This is a genomic window from Streptosporangium sp. NPDC000239, assembly GCF_040300765.1.
In the GTDB taxonomy this organism is placed as follows: domain Bacteria; phylum Actinomycetota; class Actinomycetes; order Streptosporangiales; family Streptosporangiaceae; genus Streptosporangium.
In genome coordinates this window covers 292,392-317,795 of record NZ_JBEPEI010000007.1, presented here as the reverse complement: position 1 = coordinate 317,795, position 25,404 = coordinate 292,392, and the positions used below count along the sequence as shown (strand labels likewise).

The following is a 25,404-nucleotide window of genomic DNA, read 5'->3' as shown; positions in this document are numbered from 1 at the left end:
TGGACGAATGTTCCCCTCAACCGGCTCTCGTAGCATGGGACGGTGCGTACGTTCGTGCATGGCGCGGCTGTCTGGGACGTCGCGTGCCCGCGACGGCCCAGCCGGGTGGCCGGTGTCACCATGGCCGGGTTCCGTGTCCGTGACCTGGACACGCTCCGGATGGTCCCACACCCGGCCGTGACGCTGCTCCTGGAGTTCGGCGCCGGTTCGCCCGTCCTCGACGGCGCCGCAGGACAACAGCAACGGGGAAGCGTCGTCGCCGGGCCCGGGCTGGGGTCCGGAGGCGCGGTCCTGGCGCGGGGAGAGAACGTCGAGTGCGTGCAGGTGCGTCTGTCCCCGGTGATCGCAGGCGCCGTTCTGGGCGTCTCCCCCGCCGACCTCGACGGCGCCGTCGTGTCCCTGGGCGACCTGTGGGGCCGGGAGGCGTCACGGATCCGCGAGCGACTGTGCGATGCCCCGTCGTGGCAGGATCGCTTCGCGTTGACGGACGCACTGCTCGTCCGCCGGTATGAGGCGGGGCCGCCGGTGGATCCGGAGGTGGCCTGGGCCTGGCACCGGATCGTCGGCAGCCGTGGCCTGACCCGGGTCGACGGGCTCGCGGCCGAGGTCGGGTGGAGCCGCAAGCGGCTGTGGTCCCGGTTCCGGTCGCAACTCGGCCTGCCGCCCAAGCGTGCCGTGAGGCTGGTCCGCTTCGACCATGCCGCCCACCGCCTGGTCGCGGGTGAAGGCGCGGCCCAGGTCGCGGCCGACGCCGGCTACGCCGACCAGTCCCATCTGCATCGTGATGTCATGGCGTTCACCGGAACGACCCCCGCGACCGTGGCCGGCGAGCCGTTCCTCGCCGTTGACGACATCGCATGGCCCGGCCGCGAAGCGCCCGCCAGGCCGCACCTCTCCAGGGACCTCCGGCTCGGTCACCGTCCGCAGGACGCCTGACGGCGGTGGATCGGCGACCGCCGTGAACCGGTGATCGGCTCGGTCGTCCTCCACACCTCCATCGGTGGCACAAGCGTCTTCGTCGCCGAGGCCGTCGTGCGGGCCGCCTTGCGCGACGTGGGCTCGGCCTCAGCCGGCGGATCCAGCGCGTCGCCGGCTTCCGCACCCAGACTCCCCGCGTGTGCGAGGAAGCCGTGTTGTCGGATCACGGGCGACCGGCGTCCCGGAAAGTTCTTCGAAGAAATCCCGGAGGCGGTGTCGGATCGGGGCGGTGGTGTTCGTAGCGGGGGTAAGGCCGTTCATACGGGACGGTGCCAAGGCAAGTCAGGGCAGGGGAACCGCGATCATGAAGCTGACGACCATGACTCAGGTCACCATCGACGGAGTGATGCAGGGAAACGGCGGCGCGTCGGACGAGGACCGCAGGAACGGGTTCGAGCGCGGCGGATGGGCCCTGGGCAAGGGTGACGACGAGACCCGCGCGTTCATCAACCAGACCTACCAGTGCGCCGACGCGTTCCTGTTCGGGCGGCGGACCTACGAGCTGTTCGCCGGCTCGTGGGGGACCATGACGGTTCAGGACGCCCCTGCCTGGGAGCCTGTCATGCGGGCGTTGAACACACGGCCCAAGTACGTGGCGTCGACCACGCTCACCGATCCGGCGTGGCCGGGCACCACCGTCCTGTCCGACGACCTCGCGAGCGCCGTCGCGGACCTGAAGGCCGAACCGGGAGGTGAGCTGCAGGTGCACGGCAGCGGCGTCCTGATCCGCTGGCTGCTGGAGAACGACCTGGTCGACGAGATGACCTTGATCGTCGTTCCCGTGGTTCTCGGGCAGGGCGCGCGGTTGTTCCCGGAGGTCGGCCCGGATCTCGCGCTCGACCTGGTCGAGTCGCGGGTCGACTCCAAGGGCGTGGCGATCCAGGTCTACCGGCCCGCCGAACGCCCGCGGTACGCGACGCCTTGAGATTCCCGACCGGTACACCGCACAGCCCCGACACCACAGGAGATGATCTTCAGATGCGATACCTGGTTTCCGTGATCCACGACCGGGCCGGCCTCGCCACCCCGGACGAGGACGCCGCGATCGACGTGTTCAACGACCGGCTCCAGGCCGACGGCCACTGGGTTTTCGCCGGGGGCCTCGCCTCGCCCGGCACGGCCACCGTCATCGACAACCGGGGTGGCGAGGAGATGGTCACCGACGGGCCTTTTCTGGAGTCCAAGGAGTATCTCGCCGGTTTCTGGATCATCGAGGCGGCCGACCTCGACGTGGCGCTCAAGCTGGCGGCCGAGGGATCGAAGGCCTGCAACCGGAAGGTCGAGGTGCGGCCGTTCCTGTGAACGGGATCGACGTCCGTGAGGCGATCACCCGGGCCCACCGTGAGGAATGGGCGCGGGTGGTCGCCTCCCTGACCAGGCGCTTCGGTGACCTCGACATCGCCGAGGAGGCGACCGCAGAGGCGTTCGCCACCGCCGTCCAGCGGTGGCCGGCCGACGGCGTGCCTCCCAGTCCGGGGGCCTGGCTGACCACCACCGCCAACCGCCAGGCCATCGACCGGATCCGGCGCGAGAACAAGCGCGACGACAAGCACAGGAAGGCTCAGATGGCCTACGGCGACCCGCCCGAGCCTCTCGGCGTCATCGACGACGACCGGCTCCGGCTGATCTTCACCTGCTGCCACCCGGCGCTGTCGATGGAGACCCGCGTGGCGCTGACGCTGCGTATGGTCGCCGGGCTGACCATGTCCGAGATCGCCCGCGCCTTCCTGGTGACGGAGAGCGCCATGGGGCAGCGGATCACCCGTGCGAAGGTCAAGATCAAGGCGGCCCGCGTCCCCTATCGCGTGCCGTCCGCCGAGGATCTCCCGGCCCGTGTCTCCGGTGTGCTCGCCGTCCTCTACCTCGTCTTCAACGAGGGTTACCTGGCCACCGGTCCCGACACCGATCCCCTGCGTCACGATCTGACCGCCGAGGCGATCCGGCTCACCCGCCTGATCCGTGCCCTCCTGCCGGACGACGGTGAAGTGGCCGGGCTGCTGGCGCTGATGCTCCTCATCGAGGCCCGCCGACCCGCCCGGGTCTCGGCCGACGGCGAACTGGTCGCTCTCGACGAGCAGGACCGTGAGGCGTGGGACACGGCGCTGATCGCCGAAGGGCACCGGCTGGTGCGCGAGCGTCTCGCCGCCGCGGCCACGGGAGCGGCACCGGGTCGTTACCAGATCCTCGCGGCGATCAACGCCGTGCACACCTCCGCCCGTGACATGCGCGACACCGACTGGTCGCAGGTCCTGGCCCTCTACGACCAGCTCGTCCGTCTCGACCCCTCACCGGTCGTCTCCCTCAACCGGGCCATCGCGGTCGCCGAGCTCGACGGTCCGGAGGTGGCGCTGGCGATCGTCGACCGTCTTGAGCACAGGCTGGCCGGCTATCACGCCTACCACGCCACCCGCGCCGACCTGCTGCGCCGGCTGGGCCGCGGCCGCGAGTCCCGCGCGGCCTACGACAGGGCCATCGGCCTGGCGGGTAACGCCGCCGAGACCGCCTACCTGACCCGCCGCCGCGACCAGCTGCGGTAGCGCCCGCAGGAGGGGGCGGCGTCAGCCCTTCCGGCTCGCGAGGACGTTCATGTAGTGGTTGTTGATCATGATGCCGAGGATGTTGCCGAACGGGTCGCGGACCGAGGCGGTGACGAATCCGGGGCCGCGCCCGGTCGGCTTGTCGAACGGGACGGCCCCCCTCTCCAGCAGCCGCTCCCAGGTCGCCTCCAGGTCGTCCACCGCCCAGTAGACGATCGCCCCGCCGTTCTCGGCGCTCCAGCCCTGCGGGGCGAAACGCGCGTCGATGATTCCCAGCTCGTGCTGGTAGTCGCCCACCCGGAACTCCACGTAGACCGGCTCGCCCTGCTCGGGCCGCTGGAAGTAGGCCTCCGTCCCGAGGAGGTCGGCGTACCAGTCACGGGCGGCGGCGACGTCGTGCGCGTAGAAGCTGATGGTGGTGAGTCCGCGAAGCATGTCCTGCTGCCTTCCGCTCGGTGGCTTGTGAGATCGATCCTGTCGGCCAAAGTGCTCATGGAATGAGCGCTTTTATTGGCAGGATCGAAGCATGAGAGCAGATCGTCTGGTGGCCGTCCTGTTGCTGATGCAGTCACGTGGCCGGGTGACGGCGGCGGAGATCGCCGCCGAGATGGAGGTTTCGGTCGCCACGGCCCGCCGTGACCTTGAGGCCCTGTCGGCCGCGGGCATCCCCGTGTACCCGCAGTCCGGACGCGGCGGCGGCTGGGCCCTGCTCGGCGGTGCCCGCACCGACCTGTCCGGGCTCAAGGCCTCCGAGGCCAGGGCGCTGTTCCTGCTGCTCGGCCCGGCCGCCGCGATCGCGCCGGAGGCCAAGGCGGCGCTGCGCAAACTCGTGCGCGCCCTGCCGACGACGTTCCGGCAGGAGGCCGAGGCGGCGGCGGACGCGGTCGTGGTCGACTCCGCCCGCTGGGGCGAGCACCGCCGTACGCGGCCCGTGCTCGTCGACCTGCTGGAGGACGCGGTGGTCCGGCGCCGGAAGACCCGCCTCACCTACTCCGGACGCGAACGCCTCATCGAGCCGTTCGGCCTCGTCGACAAGGACGACACCTGGTATCTGATCGCCGGAACCCCCGACGGGCAGCGGACCTTCCGCGTCGACCGGATCGCCGACGCCGAGATCACCGAGGAACCGGCCGAACGCCCGGAGCGCTTCGACCTCGCAGCGGCCTGGGACGAGGTCGTCACCGCGATGGAGGCACGACGCTCGACGACCACCGCCACCGCGACCGTCGAGGCCCGCTACCTACGCGTCCTGCGCGACCGCTTCGGCCGCCACTGCGAGGTGATCTCCCACGGTGAGAGGGTCCGGGTCACACTCACCGCCCCGACCGCGCTGGACATCGCCCGCCAGCTCGCGGGCTGGGGAGACCTCGTCGTCGTGGAGGAACCACGGTCCGTCCAGGACGAGCTGACGAAACTGGCCGCCCAGCTCACCGCGCTGTACGGCCGGCAGGACCGTTAACCCTCGCCTCTCACGGCCGGGCACACGGCGGGGCCGATGGTGGTGCTTGCGGTAGCGCGGAAACACCCACGCGTGGGATCGATCATGGACCGGCCCCGCCGACATCCTTGGTGACGTCACGATCACGTTGTCAAGGGAGTCTCCCCATGTCCCACCATCCCGTCGTTCTCTCCCGACCCGCCCGGGCGGGCACCGCGGTGGTTCTGGCCCTCGCGTTGGGAACCCTCGGCCCGGCCGCCGCGGACGTCACCGCACGGGACCAACGGGGCGGCGTGCGGGCCGCGCTGAACGACCTGGTGAAGGGCGGTGAGTTCCCCGGCGCGCTGGCCGCGGTGCGCGAGCGCGACGGACGCGGCCGGGACTACACCGCGGGTACGGGCGACCTGGCCACGCGAGCCAAGGTTCCGGTCAACGGGCGGGTGCGCGTCGCCAGCAACACCAAGACCTTCACCGCCACGGTCGTGCTGCAGCTGGCCGGTGAGGGTCTGGTCGAGCTGGACGCCCCGGTCGAGAGGTACCTGCCGCACGTGGTGCGCGGCAACGGGAACGACGGCCGCCTGATCACCGTCCGCCAGTTGCTCCAGCACACCTCCGGCATGCCCGAGCACGGCAAGGCCGTCACGGGGACGTTCTTCGAAACCCGACACCGCTACTTCGAGCCCCGGGAGCTGGTCGATCTGGCCTTGACGCAGAAGCCGCGGTTCGCTCCCGGCAAGGGCTGGAGCTACAGCAACACGGGGTACGTCCTGCTCGGGTTGCTGGTGCAGAAGGTCACGGGCCGGCCGGTGGGAGAGGAGATCACCAAGCGGATCATCACTCCCCTGCGGCTCGCCGACACCTACTGGCCCGGTGCCGGTGAACAGCGGATCCGGGGCGCTCACCCCCACGCCTACAAGTCCAGGACCGGCGAACCGGGTGGCGAACCGGTGGACGTGTCGGAGATGGACCCGTCCAGGGGGTGGGCGGCCGGGCAACTGGTCAGCACGCCGCGGGACGTCAACCGGTTCCTGAGCGCGCTGCTGGGCGGTGAGCTTCTCAAGCCGGCCATGCTGGAGCAGATGAAGCGGACGGTTCCGGTGCCCGGAGCCTCGCCGGGGTGGGGATACGGCCTCGGGCTGACAAGGATCCCGCTGAGCTGCGGTGGCCTCGCATGGGGGCACAGCGGTGACGTCGGGGGCTACTCGACCCGCGACGGCGTGACCGAGAACGGCCGGGCGGCCACGGTCACCGCGACCGCGGAATCTCTCACGGCACACGGTGACCAGCGGCTCGACGCCGCCCTCGACACGGCCCTCTGCTCCGGAGGGTGACGGGACCGATCAGGCCTTGAGGTAGGCGAGCACCGCGAGGACCCTGCGGTGGCCGCTGTCGGAGGGCAGCAGGCCGAGTTTGGCGAAGATGTTCCTGACGTGCTTGTTGACCGCCCCCTCGCTGACGACCAGCCGTTCGCTGAGATCGGCGTTGGACAACCCCTCCGCCATCAACGCGAGCACCTCCCGTTCACGCGGGGTCAATGTGTGGAGCGGGTCACCGGCCCGGCGTCGGACCAGGAGCTGGGCGATCACCTCGGGGTCGATGACGGTCCCGCCCTCGGCCACCCGACGCAGCGCGTCGAGGAAGGTCTGTACCTTGCCCACCCGCTCCTTCAGCAGGTAACCGACACCCACGCCGCCCTCGCTGAGCAGAGCGGCGGCGTAGCTGTCCTCGACATAGGAGGACAGGACCAGCACGGGCAGCCCGGGCCGCATCCGCCTGGCCTCGATGGCCGCGCGCAGGCCCTCGTCCCTGAAGTCCGGCGGCAGCCGTACGTCCACGACGAGCGCGTCGGGAGCCTCGGCCGAGACCGCGGCGAGCAGGTCGGCGGCGTTGTCGACGGCGTCGATCACCTCGATGCCCTCGGCGGTCAGCAGCAACACGAGCCCCTCGCGCAGCAGCGCGTCGTCTTCGGCGATCACAACCCGCATGGCAACTCCACTCTCAGCACGGTCGGCCCGCCGGGCGGGCTGGTCAGGGCGGTCCGGCCGCCGAAGGCGGCGGATCGGTGACCGATTCCGGTCAGGCCGCTGCCGACGCCGCTCCGGGCACCGCCCACTCCGTCGTCCTCGACCTCGACGACCAGCAGGCCGCCGTCCAGGTGCACGCGCACGACGGCCTTTTCCGCGTGGCTGTGCTTGGCGACGTTGGTGAGCGCCTCGGCGGCGGTGAAGTAGGCCGCCGCCTCGACCGCCGCCGGCAGACGGGGGAAATCGGCGATCTCGACGGTACAGGGAACGGGACTGCGCGCGGCCAGCGCGCCGAGCGCGCCGTCGAGCCCGTGTTCGGTGAGGACGGGCGGATGGATCGCCCGGATGGCGTCGCGCAGGTTGGCCAACGCGTCGGAGGCAGCCTCCTGCGCCCGCTCGGTCAGCCGCCGGGTGCTCTCCGGGGCGTCGGCCAGAGCCCGTTCGAGCATGCCCAGGTGCATGACGAGCGCGACCAGCCGGTTCTGGGTGCCGTCGTGGAGGGTGCGCTCGATGCGCCTGAGCTCCTGGGCGTGGGCTTCGAGCGCCGAGGCCCTGGCCGCGGTCAGCATCGCCACCTGCTGCGCCAGCCGTACCCGGCTCACGGGTTTGAGCAGACGACGGCTGAGCCGTTCGGACAGGCCGGCGGCGGGGGGTAACACCAGGCAGGCCACGCCCACGTATCCCGCGGCGACGACCGGTCCGGTCAGGGCGAGAGGCCATGAGTCGATCGGATACCAGAGCACCGACGGCGGGTCGCCCGTCGGCAGCGACCACCACAACGGCAGGGTCGCGGCGTTGAGCGCGGTCAGGGGCAGGCCGATCGCCAGGAGACCGAGGACGATCCCGGTGACGCCGTGCGCGAGGAGCCAGAGCACCTCCCGCGGGGCGACGGGGTCGCCGACCGCCGCGCGCACCCGCGCCGGCAGCGGACCCTCAAGCGGCAGGTACGGCGGAGCCGGTATCCCGAGGCGGCGGCGCTGCCACCCGGAAAGCCGCCTGACCAGACGCGTCACCGGTGTGATCAGCGGCAGGCCGACGCCGGACAGACTCAGCAGCGCCGTGCACACGACCAGCCACACCAGCGGCAGCGCGAGCAGCGCGGTGCCCAACCCGGCGATCAGGAAGAGCGCCGCGTTCCGGGTGGCCGTCAGGACGTTCATGGGCGACATTCTGCATGGTGCTGCAGACAGCACGAATCGCCCGCGACACCGGGCTGTCTCCGGCTCTGCCCGGCAGAGCCGATACCTCTGGTCAGGGCATCGTCCCGTGCTGAATCGCTCGCAAAGGCCTACCGCTGAGCGCGTTTCGGTGTGGAGGTGTGACGGATCAGGAGGGAGGGAGTACGGCGCAGGCGTTGCCAGCGCCGCAGTGGTGTGGTCAGCCCCAGCAGCCCCTGCAGGGACACCGCCCCGCTGGCCCAGCGGCGCAGTTCCTCCCTGCCGATCAGATGGATCCGGAAGTCGTCGGCGGTCCGCCGCGCGCCGCGGGTGAAGGAGCCGTTGGTGACCACCACCGCGACGTCCGCCCCGTGCACGGGATGAGCGGTCCCGTTGACCTCGTAGATGACCCGGGCTCCGACCTTGGCCGCGGTGGTGGTGTGTTTGCACTGGGCGACGATGACGTATCCGCCGCGATCACGGCCGATGACGTCGGCCACCTTGTCTCCCCGCTGTCCTACATGCCGGGCGGCGATGCCGTCGCGCGCCATGAGGTCGCGTACCGCCCACTCGAAAGCGGTAGGGGACATCATGTCCAGCGTGGGCAGTGCCAACCGCACCCCGTGTAGACGATCGGACCGGCGACGCAGAGCGGCGACGCCCCACCGCGCCCACATCGTGATCGCCACGAGAGCACCGGCTCCGACCGGGATGCCGATGTACCAACGGCCGAGGATCAGGTCGGCGGCGAGCTGAACTCCCCGGATCACGAAGGAACCTGCGACCACCGCGACCACTACGGCGGCACACCATTCCACCGGGTTGGCCGGCAGCCGTGGCCAGGGAAGACGCGCGGGAAGTCTCCAGCGGCTCACGGCGCTCCGGTCGGTTCTGGCGGCGGAAGCTCGTCAGCCGGGTCCGCGGGCTGCTCGGCTGCCGGGGCCTGGGCGGGGGGCACGGTCTTCGAGATCTGCGACGGCTTCTGCGGTGTGTTCCCGTCTGTGCCGGACCCCAGGGTGGCGAACCACACCAGGGCGGCGAGGACTGCCAGGACCATCCATCCGGACGCCTGCGCGCTTTTCGGCCTCGGCCTGCTGACCCAATGTCCCCGCCGATAGTACTTGCCTGGAGGCATAACAACTCCCTGAAGGTAAACCGATGATGTTTGCGGCACGTCGGCCTATGGGAGATATAAACACGAGCCGCCGACAAAAGCCCCCAGATCGGCAATCCACTCGGGAACCAGGGAATAATAAATCCGTTCCCTTTTGGGAAGTGATCTATCCCCTTCTCAACATGACAGAAAGGTGATAGGGGGTACGGCGCCGGAACCATCGAACGGTCACTACGCGGAACGAAGTTCACGACCACCGGGTTGGGCTCCTCGACACCTCTGCGCCATCCCTGCCCCTGCCGCTTGCTCTCATCGGAGGAAAGGGCGCCTCCGATGTGGAGGCTCCACATCGGAGACCTTTCTCCTCGCGTGGCGGCCGTTCCCCTCCATCGCCGGCCACGCAGCAACCTCTCATCGCCCGGAGGGCCCGGGCGGGCGCAGACGGGGATTCGTGTGAGGCGACATCGGACCCTACGCCGCCTAAAGACCCACGAGCCTTCGGGCTGGGGTATGCGGATGCTTGGCGACGGAGTCGAAAGCCTGAAGTACATAAAGATGACGGACGGGGCTTGGCTCCTTTACGGATTAGCGAAAATTATAAATATCTTCATGGGTTGATGGAGGGTGAATTCGGGTTAGAGCCGTGTCGGCGATACTTGGTGTTTGGCTGATCGATTCGCAGAACTACATTAGACGCCAACGTTTTGCATGGCGTCATGGGAGGGTCCTCAAGGGTGACCGCGCCTGCCATTTCCAGAGAAGGTGCGTGACGGCATCATCGGCGTTTCTTGAAAACCACTGAATCAATCATCGGATCTCATACTCACCGGGCATCACGGTTTCACTATCTTTTTACGGTTTTCCAGGTAATATTGGAACTCGGCAGCAAAAGATTTCCGGCCGTTTCCGTGACGGAATCCACGGATCCCGGGCTCGTCACGATTCATGGAGAACGTGAGGACGCTGTCTCCGTCACCCTCCCGAAAGGACGGCCCACGAGCCGGAGCGGCGCTTCGAGGAGATTTATCCAGTTGTCGCCAGGATCACACGACCGTCGACGTTGGCAGGACCATCCGCTGGAACGACCCTCACGATTCACAAGAAACGCGTTCACGAACGGCCGCCAGACCGTGGTCTCAGTCGCGGTCCCCGTCCTCCTTGAGGGTCATCGTGGGGGTGCCCCGGACGCAGGTGATCCTGACGGTGATCTTGTCGTTCTCGGATTCGAACTCCAGCGAGGCGTAGGGCCCCGGCCCCTTGCTCACATCGTCGGTGGCGTACCCCTGCGCCGGACTCCACGCGAGAAGGGACGCCTGGCCGGTCACGCAGGTGCCGACGACGGACCCTCCGGGGGTGGTGAAGGCCCGGCTGACTCCCCCGGCTCCCTCGGAGGGAGAGGGCGGGCCGCCCGTCTCCCCGGCCGCCGTGGCCGCGGCGAGCGCCTGGGTGATCTCGGCGTGGCTCATCGGGGAGACGACCTGCCGGCTCAGCCCCTGTCCCAGCAGGGCGATCGCCCAGGTGGTGGTCGCCGTCGTGGCGCAGGCGACCGCCACCCAGCCGAGCACCGCGGCAAGCGAGCGACGTTTCACCCGGCCAGCCTGCCATGCCGAGTCCTAACGCTTGCCTAACGCCGGTTCAACGCCAAGGAGGAACCGGCCGCGACGCCCTCCGATGCTCATACGGTGGAGGTGATGGCACAGTTACTCCTCGTCGAAGACGACGCCGCCGTACGCTCCGCGCTGATGCGGGCTCTGACCGAACGCGGCCACGCGGTCACCTCGGCCGTCACCGGCATGTCCGGGCTGCACAGGGCCGTCGAGGATCGTCCGGATCTGGTGATCCTCGATCTCGGCCTGCCCGACATCGACGGCCACGAGGTCGTTCGCATGCTGCGAGCGGTCAGCCCGGTGCCGATCATCGTCGCCACCGCCCGTGACGACGAGCAGGAGATCGCCCGCGTTCTGGACGCCGGGGCCGACGACTACCTGGTCAAACCGTTCGGAGCGGTCCAGCTCGACGCCCGTATCCGCGCCGTGCTCCGCCGCCTGCAGGGGGAGGACGACGCCTCGCAGCCCCTGGTGGTGGGCGAACTGCGCATCGACCCGCGCAGCCGCCACGTCACGCTGGCGGGCCGCCCCCTGGACCTGCGGCCGAAGGAGTTCGACCTGCTGTGTTACCTGGCGGCCCGGCCGGACCAGGTGGTCAGCAAACGCGAACTGATGACGCAGGTGTGGCAGCTGCCCTACGGCGGCGCCGACAAGACCGTCGACGTCCACCTGTCCTGGCTGCGTAACAAACTGGGCGAGTCGGCGCAGCAGCCGCGCTACATCCGCGCCGTCCGCGGCGTCGGCGTGAAGCTGGTGGACCCGGCGACATGAGGCGGCGTCTGCTCGTCCTGGTCGCCTCCATGGTGTCCCTGGCGTTGGTGGCCTTCCTGGTGCCGCTGGCGCTGTTGGCGCTCATGCTGGCCGCCGACCGCGCCACCGCCGACGCGCTCGTACGCGCGCAGTCGCTGGTCCCCGTGGCCTCGGTCGGTACGGGCCCCGCCCTGGAGCTGGCCGTGGAACAGGCCAACGGCACCAACGGCCACCCGTTGACCGTCTTCCTGCCCACCGGTGCGGTCCTGGGTGAGCCCGCCCCCCGCTCCGAGGCCGTACGGCTGGCCTTCACCGGGCGCAGCCTGACCGCCCAGGCGCGGGGCGGCAGGGAGATCCTCGTCGCCGTCGCGGGCCGTTCCGCGGGCACGACCGTCATCCGCGCCTTCGTCTCCGACGCCGACCTCACCAGAGGGGTCAGGCGCGCCTGGCTGATCCTCGCGCTGGTGGGAGCCGGTGTGCTGGCCGTCAGTCTGCTTGTCGCCGACCGGCTCGCCCGCTCACAGATACGTCTCATCACCGGCATCGCGCAGGTCTCCCACCGGCTCGCGGCCGGAGACCTCACCGCCAGAGCGCCCGGAGAGGGCCCCGAAGAACTACGGCAGGTGGCCGGAGCGCTCAACCACCTCGCCGAGCGCATCCGTGTCCTGCTGGCCCAGGAACGGGAGGCGGTCGCCGATCTGTCCCACCAGCTGCGAACGCCGCTCACCGTGCTGCGGCTGGAGGCCGAAGGGCTGCCGGAAAGCGAGCAGGCCACCCGCGTGGGCGCCGCCGTGGAGTCGATGGAACGCATGGTCACGCGGGTGATCAAAGAGGCGCGGCGCGCCCGCCATGACGCACCGGGGGAATGCGACGCCGCCCGGGTCGTGGCCGAACGCCTGGAGCACTGGTCGATGCTGGCCCATGACCAGGACCGCCTGGTCAGCCAGGAGCTGGCCGATCCTCCCCTGCCGGTGGGCGTCGGAGAGGAGGCCCTGACGACCTGCGTCGACGCCCTGCTGGAGAACGTCTTCGCCCACACACCCGAGGGCACGGACTTCGAGGTACGGCTGTCGGCCCGTGACGGCGGCGGAGCCGTACTCCTCGTCACCGACCGGGGGCCGGGGTTCCGGCACCCAGGCGCCGCCACGCGCGGAGTCAGCGGCGCGTCCTCGACCGGCCTCGGGCTGGACATCGTCCGCCGTACCGCCGAACGTTCCGGAGGCTCCATGACGCTGGCCGACGGCCCCGCAGGCGGCGCCCGCGTCACCGTGGAGTTCGGGCCCGGCCCGCGTTAACCCGCGTTTAGGACTGTCACAGGCCCGCGCTATCACCCGGCACGGCAGGTTTGGAGACGTCAGCAAGAACGTCTACCGCACCGGAGGTTCGGATGCGCAAGCCCATGATCATCGCTGGTATCGCCACGGCGGCCGTACTCGTGGCGGGCGGCGGAGCCGCCATGACGGCCGCCAACGCCGAGCCCACCCCTTCGGCCACGACGTCGGACGCCCCCGGGGACCACGGCGCCGCCAAGGCGGCCCCCAAGGTCCTCAGCTCGCAGGCGGAGAAGACGGCCCTGGAGCAGGTCCCCGCGGGCTGGGTGACCTCCGCCGAGCTTGAGACCGAACACGGCCGCCGGACCTGGCAGATCGAGGTGAAGGGCGGCGACGGCGGCGAGCGGGAGTTCGCCGTCGACGCCGAGACCGGCTCCCTGGTCACCGGCAAGCCCGACGACGACCACCGCGACGACGCGAGCAGGCACGACGCCGAGGACGACGACTGAGGACCTCCGCCCGTTTGCCGATCGGCCCACTCCGTCACGGGCGGGCCCTCGGCGAGCAGGCCGAATCCGGCCGGGCGGACGGTCATCGCCGTCGCCGCGCGCCGGGTCAGGGCCGTACGGTGATCGGTCAGACGGCGAGGCGGGTGATCGCGGCGACCGACAGGTCCACGTCCGCCTCCGTCGTGGTGGCGTTCGACACCGAGATCCGCATCAGCCGCCGTCCCCGCCAGGTCGTGCCGCCCGCCCAGCACGTGCCGTCCGCCTGAACCGCGGCGATCACCCGTTCGGTGCGCGCGTCGTCCCCGAACCCCACCAGCACCTGGTTGAGGACCACCTCGTTCACCACCTCGAACCCGGCCGAGGCCAGTCCCTGGGCGAACCGGCGGGCCAGCGCGCAACAGCGCTCGACCAGCGCCGCGACTCCGTCCCTGCCCAGCTCCCGCAGTCCGGCCCACACCGCGAATCCCCGGGCCCGGCGCGACGACTCAGCGGTGAGGTCGGCTCCCACGGGCGCGCCGCCGGAACCTGTCAGATAGGCGGCCGCGTAGGACATCGCCGCCGCGTGCACGTCGGGCCGGGCGCAGAACGCGAAGGCCGAGTCGTAGGGAAGGTTCAGCCATTTGTGGCCGTCGCAGGCCCAGGAGTCGGCGAGTTCCACTCCGTCGACCAGATGCCGGGTCGCCGGGCTCGCCGCGGCCCACAGCCCGAACGCCCCGTCCACGTGCGCCCACCCACCGTGCCTGTGGACCAGTTCGCACGCCTCCCCGAGCCGGTCGCAGGCACCGGTGTTCACGTTGCCCGCCTGGAGACACACGATGGCCGGCCCGGAGGCGGCTCGCAGCGACATCCGCAACGCCTCGATGTCGATGGCACCGTTCGGTCCGGCGGGTACCGGTTCGATCACGTCCGTCCCGAAACCGAGCAACCGCAGCGAGCGGTCGATCGTCCCGTGCCGCTCCTCCCCCGCGATCACCCGGATCGGTGGTGCTCCGAGCAGCCCGCGCCGTTCCACATCCCACCCGGCCTCCGCCAGCACCCGGTGCCGGGCGGCGGCGAGCCCGGCGGTGTTGGCCGCCTGGCAGCCCGTGACGAATCCGGTGGACGCCGACGCGGGGATCCCCAGCAGGTCCTTCAGCCAGGCGCCCGCCGCGGCCTCGGCGGCGATGGCCGCGGGTGAGGTGACGGCGTTGGTCGCGAGCTGGTCCCAACCGGCGGTCAGCATGTCGGCCGCGGTCGCGGCGGGCAGCGCGCCGCCGACGACGAATCCGAAGTATCTTGGGCCCGCGCTCGCGACCAGGCCCGGTTCGGCCGCGGCGAGCAGTTCGGCCAGCACCCGCTCCGGTGGGGAGGGGTCCCGGGACAGCGGGCCGGAGAACGCCCTGGTCAACGCCTCCTGGTCGACCGGCACTCCCACCGGCCTGCCGGGCAGTGACCGGCGGTAACCGGTGGCGTGGTCGGCGGCCGTGCGAAACAGCCGGTTCGGTTCCTCTGCCAACGCTTCTCGTCTCCTCGAAACCGGCTTCGTGCGCTCAGGACCGGCGTCCGCCGAAGCACCAGTTGTGCACCTCGATGCCGGCGTATCCGTCCGGGGTCAGTACGGCGCGCGCCGTGTCCGCGTCCGGAGCCCGGACCAGTGCCGCCGTCCCCAGCCAGCTCTCGCCGTCGTCGGACAGCAGCGGCCCGTACGAGATCAGCCCGTCCCGGGCGGCGGGGACGGCGAGGTCGGCGGGCTGCCCGGAGCCGAGGCCGAGCACCAGGTATCGGTCGCCGCCGGTCCGGCCGCCGGGGAAGTCCCACATGGTGCGTCCCAGCGTGTTGCGCCACCGGCGCAGCAGGACGTCGCGGTACGCCCCGGCCTGGTAGCCGGGTTCGTCGAAGGCGAACGCGCGGGCGGCGGCGGGATCGGGCAGGTCGACGATGTGCACACTCCCGGTCGGGGTGTCGTCGTCGTCGAAGGTCGGGCCACGGGCGATCATCTCGGCGGCGTACCGGTCCATGTAGGACCAGTGCTCCTCCAGCAGCTCGTGACGCAACGCCACCGAACCGGGCCGGTCACGGTGGTAGCAGAAGAACTCCATGCCTCATTATCGCGATATATCCGAAAAGTCCGTCAGGTTGAAGGGACCAGGTCGCGGCGGCGCAGGAGCGCCAGCCCCGCGACGACCAGGGCGCCCGCGACCGCGGTCAGCCCGAGCAACGGCGCGACCGTGGAGGAGGCGTCTCCGAGCAGTGCCGGCGGCACGTGCACGAACGGTGAGAGGTCCTGAACGCCCCCACCGACCAGCCTGAACTCCGCCAGCAGGTCCACGAGCAGGATGAGGCCGAGCACGCTCCAGCTCGCGGCCGCCGCCTGCCGGGGCAGCACGCCGAACAACAGCGTCGCGAACCCGACCACGGTCCAGACGGCGGGCAGATAGGCCAGCGTCGCCCCGGCGACGCGGAGCGCGTCGCCCTCGTAGGCGAGCCCCGCACTCGCCCCCAGGACGGCCAGCGGCAACGCCGGGCCCGCGACGGCGAACACCAGGTGGCTCAGCGCCCAGCGCAACCTGCCGACCGGGGCGGCCAGCAGCAGCTCGGCCCTGCCCGCGGCCTCCTCGCTCCGGGCACGCAGCGCCGAGACCAGCGCGAACGCCGTGACGATCTGGCTGAGCACGTACATCACGAACGTGAAGAACACCTCGGAGACGCGCGCTCCCGGACCTCCGATCGTCGCCGCGAGCTCCCGGAACTGCGGCGTGTCCACCTGGCTGTCCAGCCCGCGCGCCGCCATGCCGAGCAACACGCCCAGCAGGCAGAACCCGATCCCGGAACCCACGATCGTGCCCCGGTGCAGCCGCCAGGCCAGGCCGATCCCGCCCCGCAGCGTCCCGGCGGCGGGTCCCCGCCGGGCGGCCAGCAGGCCACCGGCCACGTCACGCCGCGTGGACAGCGCGAACGCGGAGGCCGTCAGCGCGGCGACGGACACCACGACGACTCCCAGCACCCACCACCGGTCACCCGCGTAGGGCCTGGTCAGCCTGGCCCAGCCGAACGGCGAAAGCCACGCGAGCCAGGGGACGCCACCGGCGTCGGCCAGTGAACGCACCGCGAACAGCAGACCGCCCGCGGCGACCGCGACGCCGCGCGCCGTACCCGAAGCCGCGGTCAGCTGCGCGGTGAGCGCGGCCACCGCCGCGAACGCCCAGCCCGCGGAGGCCGTCGACAGCCCGAACAGCACCGATGAGCCGGCGGGCAGGCCCTCACGGACCAGGCCGGGGACCGACAGCAGGCCGAGCAGCAGGTTGGCGGCCAGCACGACCGTGAGCGCGGCGGCCAGCGGGGCGTGACGGCCGACGACGCCCGAGGCCAGCAGTTCGCGCCTGCCGGCCTCCTCCTCGGCCCTGGTGTGCCTGATCACCAGCAGGATGCTGACCAGGCCGCCGATCAACGCCCCGGACGAGCCGAGCGTCCAGGCGGTCAGGCCGCCGAGGCTCGCCTCGTGGACGGGGCCGCGCATGGCCAGCTGGGCGGGGTTGTTCATCGAGGCCGCGGTGAAGGCGTCGCGGGCGGCCTGGTCGGTGTACAGGGCGGCGGTCGCGGAGGCGACACCGGCCGGGAGCAGCGCGCTGATCACGATCCACACCGGCAGCAGCACGCGGTCCCTGCGCAGGATGAGCCGGATCAACGTCCAGGTCCCGGTCACGCCGCGGCTCCCTCGTAGTGGCGCAGGAACAGCTCCTCAAGCGTCGGCGGCCGCGTGGTCAGCGTGCGCACGCCCACCCTGGACAGCTCGCCGAGCACGGCCGTGAGCGCGTCGCCGTCCACCTGGCAGCGCAGCAGGGCGCCGTCCACGGTGAGGTCGTGCACGCCGGGCAGCGAGGCCAGGCCGGGCACGGGTCCGGCGAGCTGGGCCGTGACCGAGGTCCGGGTGAAGTGCCGAAGATCGGCCAGGCTGCCGGACTCGACGGTACGGCCCGCGCGGATGATGCTCACGCGGTCGCACAGTGTCTCGACCTCGGACAGGATGTGGCTGGACAGCAGCACCGTACGGCCGTCGCGCTTCTCCCGCAGGACGCACTCGTTGAAGACCGCCTCCATCAGCGGGTCGAGGCCCGAGGTCGGCTCGTCGAGGATCAGCAGTTCGACGTCGGAGGCGAAGGCGGCAACCAGCGCCACCTTCTGCCGGTTCCCCTTGGAGTAGGCGCGGCATCTCTTGCGCGGGTCGAGTTCGAAACGTTCGAGCAGTTCGGCGCGTCGCCGGGGGTCCAGGCCTCCGCGCACCCTGCCCAGCAGGTCGATGACCTCACCGCCGGTGAGCGAGGGCCACAGGGTGACGTCGCCGGGCACGTAGGCGAGCCGCCGGTGCAGCTCGGTCGCGTCCCGCCAGGGATCGCCGCCGAGGAGTTCGGCCCTGCCCGAGTCGGCGCGCATCTGGCCGAGCAGAACGCGTGTCGTGGTGGTCTTCCCCGAACCGTTCGGTCCGAGGAAGCCGTGCACCTCCCCTGTCCTGACGGTCAGGTCCAGCCCGTCCAGGGCCCTGGCCTGCCCGAAGCTCTTGACCAGGGCCTCGACCCGCACCGCCGCGCTCATCGTCGCTCCTCTAACTTGTCCAGCCCGGTCCGTGCCTGTTCGAACAGTTCCCGGCCGAGGAACTCCGGCCTGATCAGGTCGAGCTGGGCCTTGCCGACGCGTACGGTGCCCGGGGCGGAGTAGACGTCGGTGCCGAGCGCGCGGGAGACGTGCTCGTGCAGCACCGTGATGCCGAGTTTCATGGCGGTCAGCACGGTCGCGCGGGCGCGGTGGTCCGCCTCCGCGTGCCCCTCGCGGGCCAGGTGTTCCTCCGTTATGGCGACGAGCTCGTCGAACATGGCGGCCGCGCCGGGCGAGCCGTCCACGAGCGCGCGGCCGAGGTACTTCATCAGCGGGGGCGCGGTGCGGTGGACGTTCTCGATGAACTCCGGCCTCTCCAGGTTGCGGCCGGTGATGCCCACGTCGACCTGTTCACGCATGTAGCCGAGGACGTAGTCGTCGCACGCCTGCCTCAGCTCCTCCTTGGTGCCGAAATGATGCTGCACAAGGCCGGGTGAGACGCCGCTCGCGGCGGCGATCCCCCGGATCGTGGTCGCCCTGACGCCCTGCTCGGCGAACAGCCCGAGTGCGGCGTCACGGATGCGGGCCCGTGTCGTCAGGTCCTCTTCGGATATTGGTCGCACGTCCAAGAGTCTATACACACGTATTGGAACCAATTCAAGTGTTCAACTCACTTCGGCCTGCCGTACGGCCTCATGCTCGGCCGGGACGCGGTAGGTCCGCAGGGGGCGGTTGACGAGGCCGACGGAGACGACGGCGAGCGCGGCCGTCAGCCCGCCCACCAGAAGGGCCACCGGAGCCGACGTGAGGGAGGCGAGCACCCCTCCCCTGAAGTTGCCGATCTCGGGACCGGCGATGCCGATGACGTGCTCGACCGAGGACACCCGCCCCCGGTACCGGTCGGGGGTCTCAAGCTGTACCAGCGCGCCCCGGGTGACCACGGAGACGGTGTCGGCCGCACCGGCGACCGCCAGGCAGAGCAGGGAGAGCCAGATCGGCCCGGCCACGCCGAACCCGGCCAGGGCGAGCCCCCAGACCGTGGCCGCGACGAGCTGGACGAGGCCGCCGCGGCGCAGACGGGTGACGGTCCCGGAGAACAGGCCCGCGCCGATCCCGCCGAGCGCGAGCGCGGTCAGGAACAACCCCAGGGTGCGCGGGTCGCCCGCGAAGCGGATCTCGTTGACCAGGGGGAAGAGCGCGACCGGCATGGCCAGGACGGTCGCGGCGAGGTCAACGGAGAAGGAACCCCACAGGGTGGGGCGTTGGAGGCTGATCCGCCAGCCTCCCCTGGCCGGCCCGCGCCTGCTCCGCGATCCGCCGTCGGTCTCCGGCCCGTCCTCCGCTGTGAGGGCGGGCATCGGGGGCAGCCTGACCACGGCGGCCAGTGACGCGAGCCCGGCCAGGAACTGGATCGTGTACGCGGCGGGATAGTGCCACCGTGCGAGCACGAAACCGGCGAGGGCGGGCCCGACGAGCATGGACGCCTGGAAGGCGATGTTCTGCAGGGCGAGCCCCGCGGCGACCTGGCCGGCGGGCAGCAACCGGACCGGGAAGGTACGGCGGGCGGGCGCTCCGAGCGCCGAGCAGCCGGACTGGGCGGCGACCAGGGCGAGCAGCAGCGCGACCGACCGGTTCCCCGCGGCGGCCTGCGCCACGAGCCCCGCGGCCGTCAGGGCCTGGCCGACGGTGGTGAGGCGGACGAGGCTCCTGCGGTCGACGGTGTCGGCCAGCGACCCGCCGACCAGGCCGAGGGCCAGCAGCGGCAGACCCGTGGCGAGACCGATGACCCCGGTCCAGAACGAGCTGTGGGTCAGGTCCCAGACCTGTAGCAGTACGGCGACGACGGCGATCTGCCGGCCGATCGAGGCGAGGGCGGAACCGATCCACAGGTCGCGAAAGTGCCGGCTGTCGCGGAGGGGCCGGACGTCCATCAGCCTTTCGCGCCAGCTCACGGCCGGATCTCCCCCTCCGCGGAAGCCACTGTGGAAGCCTCCGCGGAAGTGGTCTCGGCGGCCGGGAACTCACCGAGATGGGAGAGGATCCGCTCTTTCATGGACCGCCGGGCCAGCGCGCTCTCCAGCTCGGCGACGACCGCGCTGAGCCGGTGGGGGATCTCGTCGTCGAGCTCGGCGACGGCGGCCTCGGTCGCGCGCCACTCGGCTTCGAGGAAGGGGATGAGGTCGCGGGCGCGGTCGGTGAGGGTGACGCGCCGGGTGCGGGCGTCCGTGCCCGGTTCCGAGTTGACCAGGCCCTCGCGGCGCATCACCGAGATCGTCTGGCTCATCGCCGAGTGCGAGCGGCCCAGGGATTCCGCCAGCTCACGGATCGTCAGCGGGCCGGTGTGCGCGAGGCGGATCAACGGATGGACGAACCGGGAGCGGACGCCTTCGATGCCCCGATCCGTGTACAAGGTCTCGATCTGGCGGTCCAGGTCGCCCAGCAGGGTGTGCAGCGCGTCCCAGCGACCGGGCGACGCGGTGGGGTCCAAAGATGTCACAGTGCTAATATAACAGCACTCATACGATTTGATGGCTTGTAACGGCTGCTACATTCCATGATGTGTCTGACTCTCAGCAGGCGGGTCGGTGGCTCGTCTTCCTGGTCAAGGTCCCTGCGGAACCGTCCCGGCACCGGGTGGCCGTATGGCGGGAACTACGCAAAATGGGCGCCCTGTCGCTCGGGCAAGGAGTGTGGGCCGTACCGGACGTCCCCGTGTTCACCGACGGTGTCACCCGGGCGGGCGAACTCACCGGACAGGCGGGCGGCCAGTTCGTCACGCTTGTCGCGGCCGGGCGCGACAGCGGCGACGCCGAACGACTGCGGGAGATGTTCACCGCGGCGCGCTCGGCGGACTGGACGGAGTTCCTGGCCGACTGCGGCAAGTTCGAGCAGGAACTGGCCAAGGAGATCGGGATCGGCAAGTTCACCCTGGCCGAACTTGAGGAGGAGGAACAGTCGCTGGAGCGGTTGCGGCGCTGGCACCGTGACCTGACGGCGCGGGACGTCTTCGGCGCGCCCGAGGCGGCGCAAGCCGGGCGGCGGCTGCGCGAGTGCGCGGCGGCGTGCGAGGACTACGCCGAACGGGTCTTCGCCGCGCTGCACGAGCTGCCGGAACCGGGACGGACGCGGTGACAGGACAGGCCCAGGCCGCTCCGGCCCGGCAGATGTGGCCGCTGTACGCGGCCGGGTTCACCACCGCGTTCGGCGCGCACGGGATCGCCGCCAACCTCGGCGGCTTCTCCGATGACGCCGTCACCTCCCTGCTCGTCCTCGGCGGCCTGCTCGCCCTCTACGACGGGGCCGAGGTGCTGCTCAAGCCGCTCTTCGGCAGCGTCGCCGACCGGATCGGCGCCCGGCCGGTACTGCTGGGCGGCCTGGTGGCGTTCGCACTCGCCTCCGCCGTCTACGTCGTCGCCGACAGCCCCGGATGGCTGTGGGCCGCCCGCCTGGGACAGGGCGCGGCGGCCTCGGCGTTCTCCCCGTCGGCCTCGGCCCTGGTGGCCCGCCTCAACCCGGCGGCGAAGCTCGGGCGGGCCTTCGGCGGATACGGCTTCCACAAGTCGATCGGCTACACCCTCGGCCCGTTGCTGGGCGGGCTGCTGGTGTGGGCGGGCGGACTGCGGTCGCTGTTCGCGGTCCTCGCGGTGCTGGGTGTGGTGGTGGCGGTGTGGGCCGCGCTGGCCGTGCCCGCCGTACCGCCGCTGCCCAAGAGCCGTCAGACGGTCCTCGACCTGGTCAGGCGCCTGGCCGACCCGGCCTTCCTCGCGCCCACCGCGGCGCTGGCCGCCGCCACCGCCGCACTGTCCGTCGGAGTCGGGTTCCTGCCCGTTTCCGGCAGGGCCGCCGACCTGGGCACCGTCGCCACCGGCGCCGCGGTCTCCGTCCTGGCCGCCTGCGCGGCGATCGTGCAGCCCCGCACCGGACGCGCGCTGGACGAGGGGCGCCTGACGACCCGAACCGGCATCGTGGCCGGGCTGCTCATCACCGCCGTTGGCCTGGCGGGCGCGACGCTGCCCGGCCTGGCCGGCGTCCTGGTCGCCGCCGTACTGATCGGCGTCGGGACCGGGCTCATCACCCCGCTCGGCTTCGCCGCTCTCGCCGCCCGCACTTCTCCCGAACGCATGGGCCAGACCATGGGCGCCGCCGAGCTCGGCCGCGAACTCGGCGACGCCGGAGGCCCCCTGCTCGTCGCCGCCGTCGCCACCGCGGCCTCCCTCACCCATGGATACGCCGCCCTGGCCATCCTGCTCGCCCTTCCGCCCCTCATCGGCCTCCTCCTGCGCCGCCTCTCCCCCGAACGCCCGGCGAGCCCCTGACCACGTGCCCCGTTCGCCCGCCGTCGGACACCTGTCGGAAAGGTGGGGTGTGTGTGGCGGAAGGGGCAGGGAAGCATCTGTAGACACCCATAGTCATTGAATGAACACTTAGCGCGACAGTTCGTATCTCGCGAGAGGACGCATCATGCCGACTGCGCGCATCGCCTCCGGACACACCGCCCCCGGGCAGGGCTGGCAGGCTTACGGACCCAACGGCATCTACATCGACGTCGACACCACCGCGGCCCACTTCACCGGAGCCCCCGTCTACGTCACCTCCATCGGCAGCACCGGCGGCAACCAGTGGTCGCTGGTCGGCCCCAGCGCCGTCTACGACGCCACGGCGAGCAAGTTCCGCGTCTACGTCCAGTGGAAGGACAGCAGGCCGCTGACGCCCGCCATCGCCCAGCAGTACGGCTGGTACATCAACTGGATCGGTTACGACAACCCCTGATCCGCCCCTGTGAGCGAAGGCGGAACCCCCGGCGCGGGCCGGGGGTTCCGTCGTACCGGGAGCCTCGTTCAGGCCGGCAGCGGTTCGGGAACCAGCCTGGGGACGAGGCGGACGAGGACGACCATCGCCACCAGTTCGACCAGGGTCTGGGTGACCACCGCCAGCGGCGCGATGTCGAGTACGGCGGGCAGGGCCAGGGCGAGCGGCAGCACGACCAGGGAGTTGCGGGTGGCGGCGGAGAACATCACCGCCCGGGTGGCCGCCACGTCGAGGCTCGCCGTCCGGGCGGTGAGCCTGCCGATGGCGACGGCGAGCACCACGAAGGCGGCGTACAGCGGGACCAGGCGTAGCAGGGCGAGGGCCTGGGAGCCGACCGCGGAGATCTGGGAACCGACGACGACGGCGAGAGTGGCCATCATCAGCGGCACCATGGATCCGGCCATGGCCTCCTCGACGATCCGGCCGGCCCGGTGGCGGCGCGCGAGCGCCTGCACGACCGCCGCGGCCGCCAGAGGCGCGGCGATGAGCACACCGAACGCCTCCAGGAACGGGGTGACCTCGACCACGGCGAGCACGTCCGAACCCGCGAACACCAGCAGGTAGAGGGGCAGCAGAAGCATCTGCGCGAGCATCAGCAGCGGTGCCGCCGCCAGCAGCCGCGCCCGTGCTCCGCCTGCCAGGCCGGTGAAGACGATCACGTAGTCGACACACGGGGTCAGGAGCACCAGAAGCGACCCCAGGAGCAGCCCCCGGTCGTCGGCGACGAACCGGGACAGGCCGTAGACGAGCACCGGTACGGCGCCGAAGTTCGCCACCAGCACCGCGACCAGGAAGCGCACGTCACGAAAGGCCCGTCCGATCTCGGCCATCGGCACGGCGAGAAAGGTCGCGAACAACAGCAACGCCAGCACCGGGTTGATCGCGCGCTCCAGAGCCGGGGCGATCCGGGGAGCGGCGAGCCCTGCGAACGCACCGGCGGCGATCGCGACCAGATAGAGGGGGATCTGGTGCCTGTCCCACCACTCCACGGCTCGGCTCATGTCCACGGCGTCTCTTCGTTCCTCTCGTCCCGAGGGCACACGCGCGCCGCCTGCCCGGGCCGGTCGCGACCTCGGAAAACGCGCACGCCGGCAAGGCTAGGCCTTCGGGCCGGCTCGGCGGGTTCCTGCCCACGGCCGGTGGCCGCACCGTCAAGAGCCGTGCCTCACGGCATGCTTGTGCCCGGAGATCGCCTGGTGCCGAGCCCCGCCACCGGACGATCACTGCGCGCGGCGGTCCACCGCCCCGGAATAGTTGAAACATCAACTGAGTTGTGAGTGGCGAACCACGCTGAAGGGAGCGCAGACATGCCCGCCGTAACCGTCGACAACGTCCTGGCCCTGCCCCGCATCCCGCAGGACCTGGGGATCGGCCGGAAGGTGCTCGCCGTCGAGACCGCGCCCAGCGGCTTCGAGGGCGAGGGCTTCCCCGTCCGCAAGGCCCTGGCGGCGATCAAGCTCGAATACCTCGACCCGTTCATCATGATGGACCAGATGGGCGAGGTGGACTACGCGCCGGGCGAGCCCAAGGGCACGCCGTGGCACCCGCACCGCGGCTTCGAGACCGTCACCTACATCATCGACGGCACCTTCGTCCACCAGGACTCCCACGGCGGCGGCGGTGTCATCGCCGACGGCGACACCCAATGGATGACCGCCGGATCCGGTCTGCTGCACATCGAGGCCCCGCCGGAGTGGCTCGTCCAGCAGGGCGGCCTCTTCCACGGCATCCAGCTCTGGGTGAACCTGCCCTCCAAGGACAAGATGCTCACCCCGAAGTACCAGGACATCGGACGCGCCAACGTCGCCCTGCTCAGCAGTCACGACGGTGGCGCGCTGGTCCGGCTGATCGCCGGTGACGTGGCCGGGTACGCCGGGCCCGGTGCGACCCACACCCCGATCACCCTGCTGCACGCCAGCATCAGCCCCGGGGCGCAGCTCACGATGCCCTGGCGCAAGGACTTCAACGCCCTGGCCTACGCGCTGTCCGGCAAGGGCAGCGTCGGCGCGGAGAAGGCGTCCATCGCCGGCGGGCAGCTCGCCGTCTTCGAGGGCTTCGGCAACCGGCCCGGCCTGGCCACCGACGCCGAGACCATCACGATCACCGCCTCGCCCACCTCGGGCCTGGAGGTCATCGTCCTCGGCGGCGAGCCCATCGGCGAACCGGTCGCGCACTACGGACCGTTCGTCATGAACACCCACGAGGAGCTGGTCAAGGCCTTCGACGACTACAAGGCAGGCCGCCTGGGCTCGATCCCCGCGGGGGACCACGCCTGACGCACCCGTCTCCACCGTCTGGGCGGGTCTGACCCGCCCAGACGAACATCGGAATCTCCGGGGCCGGTCATGTTCCGGTTGACCTCCCGGCGCCGGGCATCAGGTGTGGGGCGTGCTCCCTGACCGCCTCGAACAGCCGGCTCCTGGAGGGGTTCACCATCGTCTCCCCGGCCACGGTCACGGTCGGCACGGTCTCGTTCCCGTCCGCGACCGAGCGGACGAACGCCGCCGCGTCAGGGTCCTTCCAGATGTTGACCTCGCTGTGGCGCAGCCTTGTGAGCGGGGCGGCGGCTCCTTCGTAAACGGGGCTCAAGCCTGGCCGGGTTCGCCGTCCCTGGGGTTGTCGGTGGGGTGATCTAGTGTCC

At 71.0% G+C, this 25,404-nt stretch carries 28 protein-coding genes; 13 read left to right on the top strand and 15 right to left on the bottom strand.

Annotated features, from left to right (window positions below; translation table 11 throughout):
- The first annotated feature begins 42 nt into the window (after positions 1-42).
- The 4 genes from ABT340_RS20580 to ABT340_RS20565 all read left to right on the top strand — a co-directional run bounded on the left by ABT340_RS20580 (position 43) and on the right by ABT340_RS20565 (position 3,515).
- Positions 43-936, top strand: coding sequence for an AraC family transcriptional regulator (locus tag ABT340_RS20580; protein WP_352012378.1), 894 nt, complete (start codon positions 43-45; stop codon positions 934-936).
- Positions 937-1,282: 346 nt separating this feature from the next.
- Entirely contained in the window at positions 1,283-1,903 is a 621-nt protein-coding gene (locus ABT340_RS20575) for a dihydrofolate reductase family protein (RefSeq protein WP_352012377.1), read from the top strand.
- Positions 1,904-1,956: 53 nt separating this feature from the next.
- Entirely contained in the window at positions 1,957-2,280 is a 324-nt protein-coding gene (locus tag ABT340_RS20570; RefSeq protein ID WP_352012376.1) for a YciI family protein, read from the top strand.
- Positions 2,277-3,515, top strand: a complete 1,239-nt coding sequence (locus ABT340_RS20565; protein WP_352012375.1) for an RNA polymerase sigma factor — start codon at positions 2,277-2,279, stop codon at positions 3,513-3,515. Before ABT340_RS20570 ends, ABT340_RS20565 begins: the two co-directional genes overlap by 4 nt.
- A gap of 21 nt (positions 3,516-3,536) precedes the next feature.
- Here ABT340_RS20565 and ABT340_RS20560 read toward each other — a convergent pair whose 3' ends face one another.
- Positions 3,537-3,950 (bottom strand): VOC family protein, encoded by a 414-nt coding sequence (locus tag ABT340_RS20560; RefSeq protein WP_352012374.1) that lies wholly within the window; start codon positions 3,948-3,950, stop codon positions 3,537-3,539.
- 91 nt (positions 3,951-4,041) lie between these two features.
- Between ABT340_RS20560 and ABT340_RS20555 the strand changes: the two genes are divergently transcribed.
- Together ABT340_RS20555 and ABT340_RS20550 are read left to right on the top strand one after the other, a co-directional pair.
- Positions 4,042-4,974, top strand: coding sequence for a helix-turn-helix transcriptional regulator (locus ABT340_RS20555; protein ID WP_352012373.1), 933 nt, complete (start codon positions 4,042-4,044; stop codon positions 4,972-4,974).
- A gap of 146 nt (positions 4,975-5,120) precedes the next feature.
- Positions 5,121-6,284, top strand: a complete 1,164-nt coding sequence (locus ABT340_RS20550) for a serine hydrolase domain-containing protein (RefSeq protein WP_352012372.1) — start codon at positions 5,121-5,123, stop codon at positions 6,282-6,284.
- A 9-nt stretch (positions 6,285-6,293) separates the two neighbouring features.
- On the opposite strand, the gene ABT340_RS20545 is transcribed toward ABT340_RS20550, so the two are convergent.
- The 5 genes from ABT340_RS20545 to ABT340_RS20525 all read right to left on the bottom strand — a co-directional run bounded on the left by ABT340_RS20545 (position 6,294) and on the right by ABT340_RS20525 (position 10,837).
- Complete coding sequence (locus ABT340_RS20545) at positions 6,294-6,938, bottom strand: LuxR C-terminal-related transcriptional regulator (protein WP_352012371.1); 645 nt, start codon at positions 6,936-6,938, stop codon at positions 6,294-6,296.
- The gene (locus tag ABT340_RS20540) at positions 6,926-8,137 is read right to left on the bottom strand and encodes a sensor histidine kinase (RefSeq protein ID WP_352012370.1); all 1,212 of its coding nucleotides are present in this window, start codon (positions 8,135-8,137) and stop codon (positions 6,926-6,928) included. The genes ABT340_RS20545 and ABT340_RS20540 overlap by 13 nt, the downstream gene beginning before the upstream one ends.
- A gap of 128 nt (positions 8,138-8,265) precedes the next feature.
- Positions 8,266-8,904: a restriction endonuclease gene (locus ABT340_RS20535; protein ID WP_352012369.1), complete on the bottom strand. Its 639-nt coding sequence runs from the start codon at positions 8,902-8,904 to the stop codon at positions 8,266-8,268.
- A gap of 101 nt (positions 8,905-9,005) precedes the next feature.
- Positions 9,006-9,191 carry a hypothetical protein gene (locus tag ABT340_RS20530; RefSeq protein WP_352012368.1) on the bottom strand — a complete coding sequence of 62 codons (186 nt, stop codon included), beginning with the start codon at positions 9,189-9,191 and terminating at the stop codon, positions 9,006-9,008.
- A 1,193-nt stretch (positions 9,192-10,384) separates the two neighbouring features.
- On the bottom strand, positions 10,385-10,837 hold the full coding sequence (locus tag ABT340_RS20525) for a hypothetical protein (RefSeq protein WP_352012367.1): 453 nt from the start codon (positions 10,835-10,837) through the stop codon (positions 10,385-10,387).
- A 102-nt stretch (positions 10,838-10,939) separates the two neighbouring features.
- Here ABT340_RS20525 and ABT340_RS20520 point away from each other — a divergent pair, with 102 nt between their 5' ends.
- The 3 genes from ABT340_RS20520 (at position 10,940) to ABT340_RS20510 (ending at position 13,385) form a co-directional block, all read left to right on the top strand.
- The gene (locus tag ABT340_RS20520) at positions 10,940-11,626 is read left to right on the top strand and encodes a response regulator transcription factor (protein WP_352012366.1); all 687 of its coding nucleotides are present in this window, start codon (positions 10,940-10,942) and stop codon (positions 11,624-11,626) included.
- Positions 11,623-12,900, top strand: a complete 1,278-nt coding sequence (locus tag ABT340_RS20515) for a sensor histidine kinase (protein ID WP_352012365.1) — start codon at positions 11,623-11,625, stop codon at positions 12,898-12,900. Before ABT340_RS20520 ends, ABT340_RS20515 begins: the two co-directional genes overlap by 4 nt.
- Before the next feature lie 92 nt (positions 12,901-12,992).
- Positions 12,993-13,385: a PepSY domain-containing protein gene (locus ABT340_RS20510; protein WP_352012364.1), complete on the top strand. Its 393-nt coding sequence runs from the start codon at positions 12,993-12,995 to the stop codon at positions 13,383-13,385.
- Between the two features lie 127 nt (positions 13,386-13,512).
- Here the strand turns inward: ABT340_RS20510 and ABT340_RS20505 are convergent, their stop codons facing one another.
- Genes ABT340_RS20505 through ABT340_RS20475 form a run of 7 tightly spaced genes read right to left on the bottom strand, consistent with a single transcriptional unit; the run spans position 13,513 to position 20,451 of the window.
- Positions 13,513-14,880: a pyridoxal phosphate-dependent decarboxylase family protein gene (locus tag ABT340_RS20505; RefSeq protein WP_352012363.1), complete on the bottom strand. Its 1,368-nt coding sequence runs from the start codon at positions 14,878-14,880 to the stop codon at positions 13,513-13,515.
- Positions 14,881-14,914: 34 nt separating this feature from the next.
- A complete protein-coding gene (locus ABT340_RS20500) occupies positions 14,915-15,463 on the bottom strand; it encodes a YciI family protein (protein WP_352012362.1) in 549 nt (182 codons plus the stop codon).
- A 32-nt stretch (positions 15,464-15,495) separates the two neighbouring features.
- Positions 15,496-17,067 (bottom strand): ABC transporter permease, encoded by a 1,572-nt coding sequence (locus ABT340_RS20495; protein WP_352012361.1) that lies wholly within the window; start codon positions 17,065-17,067, stop codon positions 15,496-15,498.
- Positions 17,064-17,954, bottom strand: a complete 891-nt coding sequence (locus ABT340_RS20490; RefSeq protein WP_352012360.1) for an ABC transporter ATP-binding protein — start codon at positions 17,952-17,954, stop codon at positions 17,064-17,066. Before ABT340_RS20490 ends, ABT340_RS20495 begins: the two co-directional genes overlap by 4 nt.
- On the bottom strand, positions 17,951-18,577 hold the full coding sequence (locus ABT340_RS20485) for a TetR/AcrR family transcriptional regulator (RefSeq protein WP_352012359.1): 627 nt from the start codon (positions 18,575-18,577) through the stop codon (positions 17,951-17,953). Before ABT340_RS20485 ends, ABT340_RS20490 begins: the two co-directional genes overlap by 4 nt.
- 42 nt (positions 18,578-18,619) lie before the next feature.
- Positions 18,620-19,906 carry an MFS transporter gene (locus ABT340_RS20480; RefSeq protein WP_352012358.1) on the bottom strand — a complete coding sequence of 429 codons (1,287 nt, stop codon included), beginning with the start codon at positions 19,904-19,906 and terminating at the stop codon, positions 18,620-18,622.
- Positions 19,903-20,451: a MarR family winged helix-turn-helix transcriptional regulator gene (locus ABT340_RS20475; protein ID WP_352012357.1), complete on the bottom strand. Its 549-nt coding sequence runs from the start codon at positions 20,449-20,451 to the stop codon at positions 19,903-19,905. Before ABT340_RS20475 ends, ABT340_RS20480 begins: the two co-directional genes overlap by 4 nt.
- Positions 20,452-20,513: 62 nt before the next feature.
- On the opposite strand from ABT340_RS20475, the gene ABT340_RS20470 reads away from it, so the two are divergent.
- The 3 genes from ABT340_RS20470 to ABT340_RS20460 all read left to right on the top strand — a co-directional run bounded on the left by ABT340_RS20470 (position 20,514) and on the right by ABT340_RS20460 (position 22,724).
- Positions 20,514-21,086 (top strand): Chromate resistance protein ChrB, encoded by a 573-nt coding sequence (locus ABT340_RS20470; RefSeq protein ID WP_352012356.1) that lies wholly within the window; start codon positions 20,514-20,516, stop codon positions 21,084-21,086.
- A complete protein-coding gene (locus ABT340_RS20465) occupies positions 21,083-22,270 on the top strand; it encodes an MFS transporter (protein ID WP_352012355.1) in 1,188 nt (395 codons plus the stop codon). The genes ABT340_RS20470 and ABT340_RS20465 overlap by 4 nt, the downstream gene beginning before the upstream one ends.
- 145 nt (positions 22,271-22,415) lie before the next feature.
- Positions 22,416-22,724, top strand: coding sequence for a hypothetical protein (locus ABT340_RS20460; RefSeq protein WP_352012354.1), 309 nt, complete (start codon positions 22,416-22,418; stop codon positions 22,722-22,724).
- 68 nt (positions 22,725-22,792) lie between these two features.
- On the opposite strand, the gene ABT340_RS20455 is transcribed toward ABT340_RS20460, so the two are convergent.
- The gene (locus tag ABT340_RS20455) at positions 22,793-23,764 is read right to left on the bottom strand and encodes a bile acid:sodium symporter (protein WP_352012353.1); all 972 of its coding nucleotides are present in this window, start codon (positions 23,762-23,764) and stop codon (positions 22,793-22,795) included.
- A gap of 306 nt (positions 23,765-24,070) precedes the next feature.
- Here ABT340_RS20455 and ABT340_RS20450 point away from each other — a divergent pair, with 306 nt between their 5' ends.
- Entirely contained in the window at positions 24,071-25,039 is a 969-nt protein-coding gene (locus ABT340_RS20450) for a pirin family protein (protein ID WP_352012352.1), read from the top strand.
- 67 nt (positions 25,040-25,106) lie between these two features.
- On the opposite strand, the gene ABT340_RS20445 is transcribed toward ABT340_RS20450, so the two are convergent.
- Positions 25,107-25,352: a thioredoxin domain-containing protein gene (locus tag ABT340_RS20445; RefSeq protein ID WP_352012351.1), complete on the bottom strand. Its 246-nt coding sequence runs from the start codon at positions 25,350-25,352 to the stop codon at positions 25,107-25,109.
- Between the last annotated feature and the right edge of the window lie 52 nt (positions 25,353-25,404).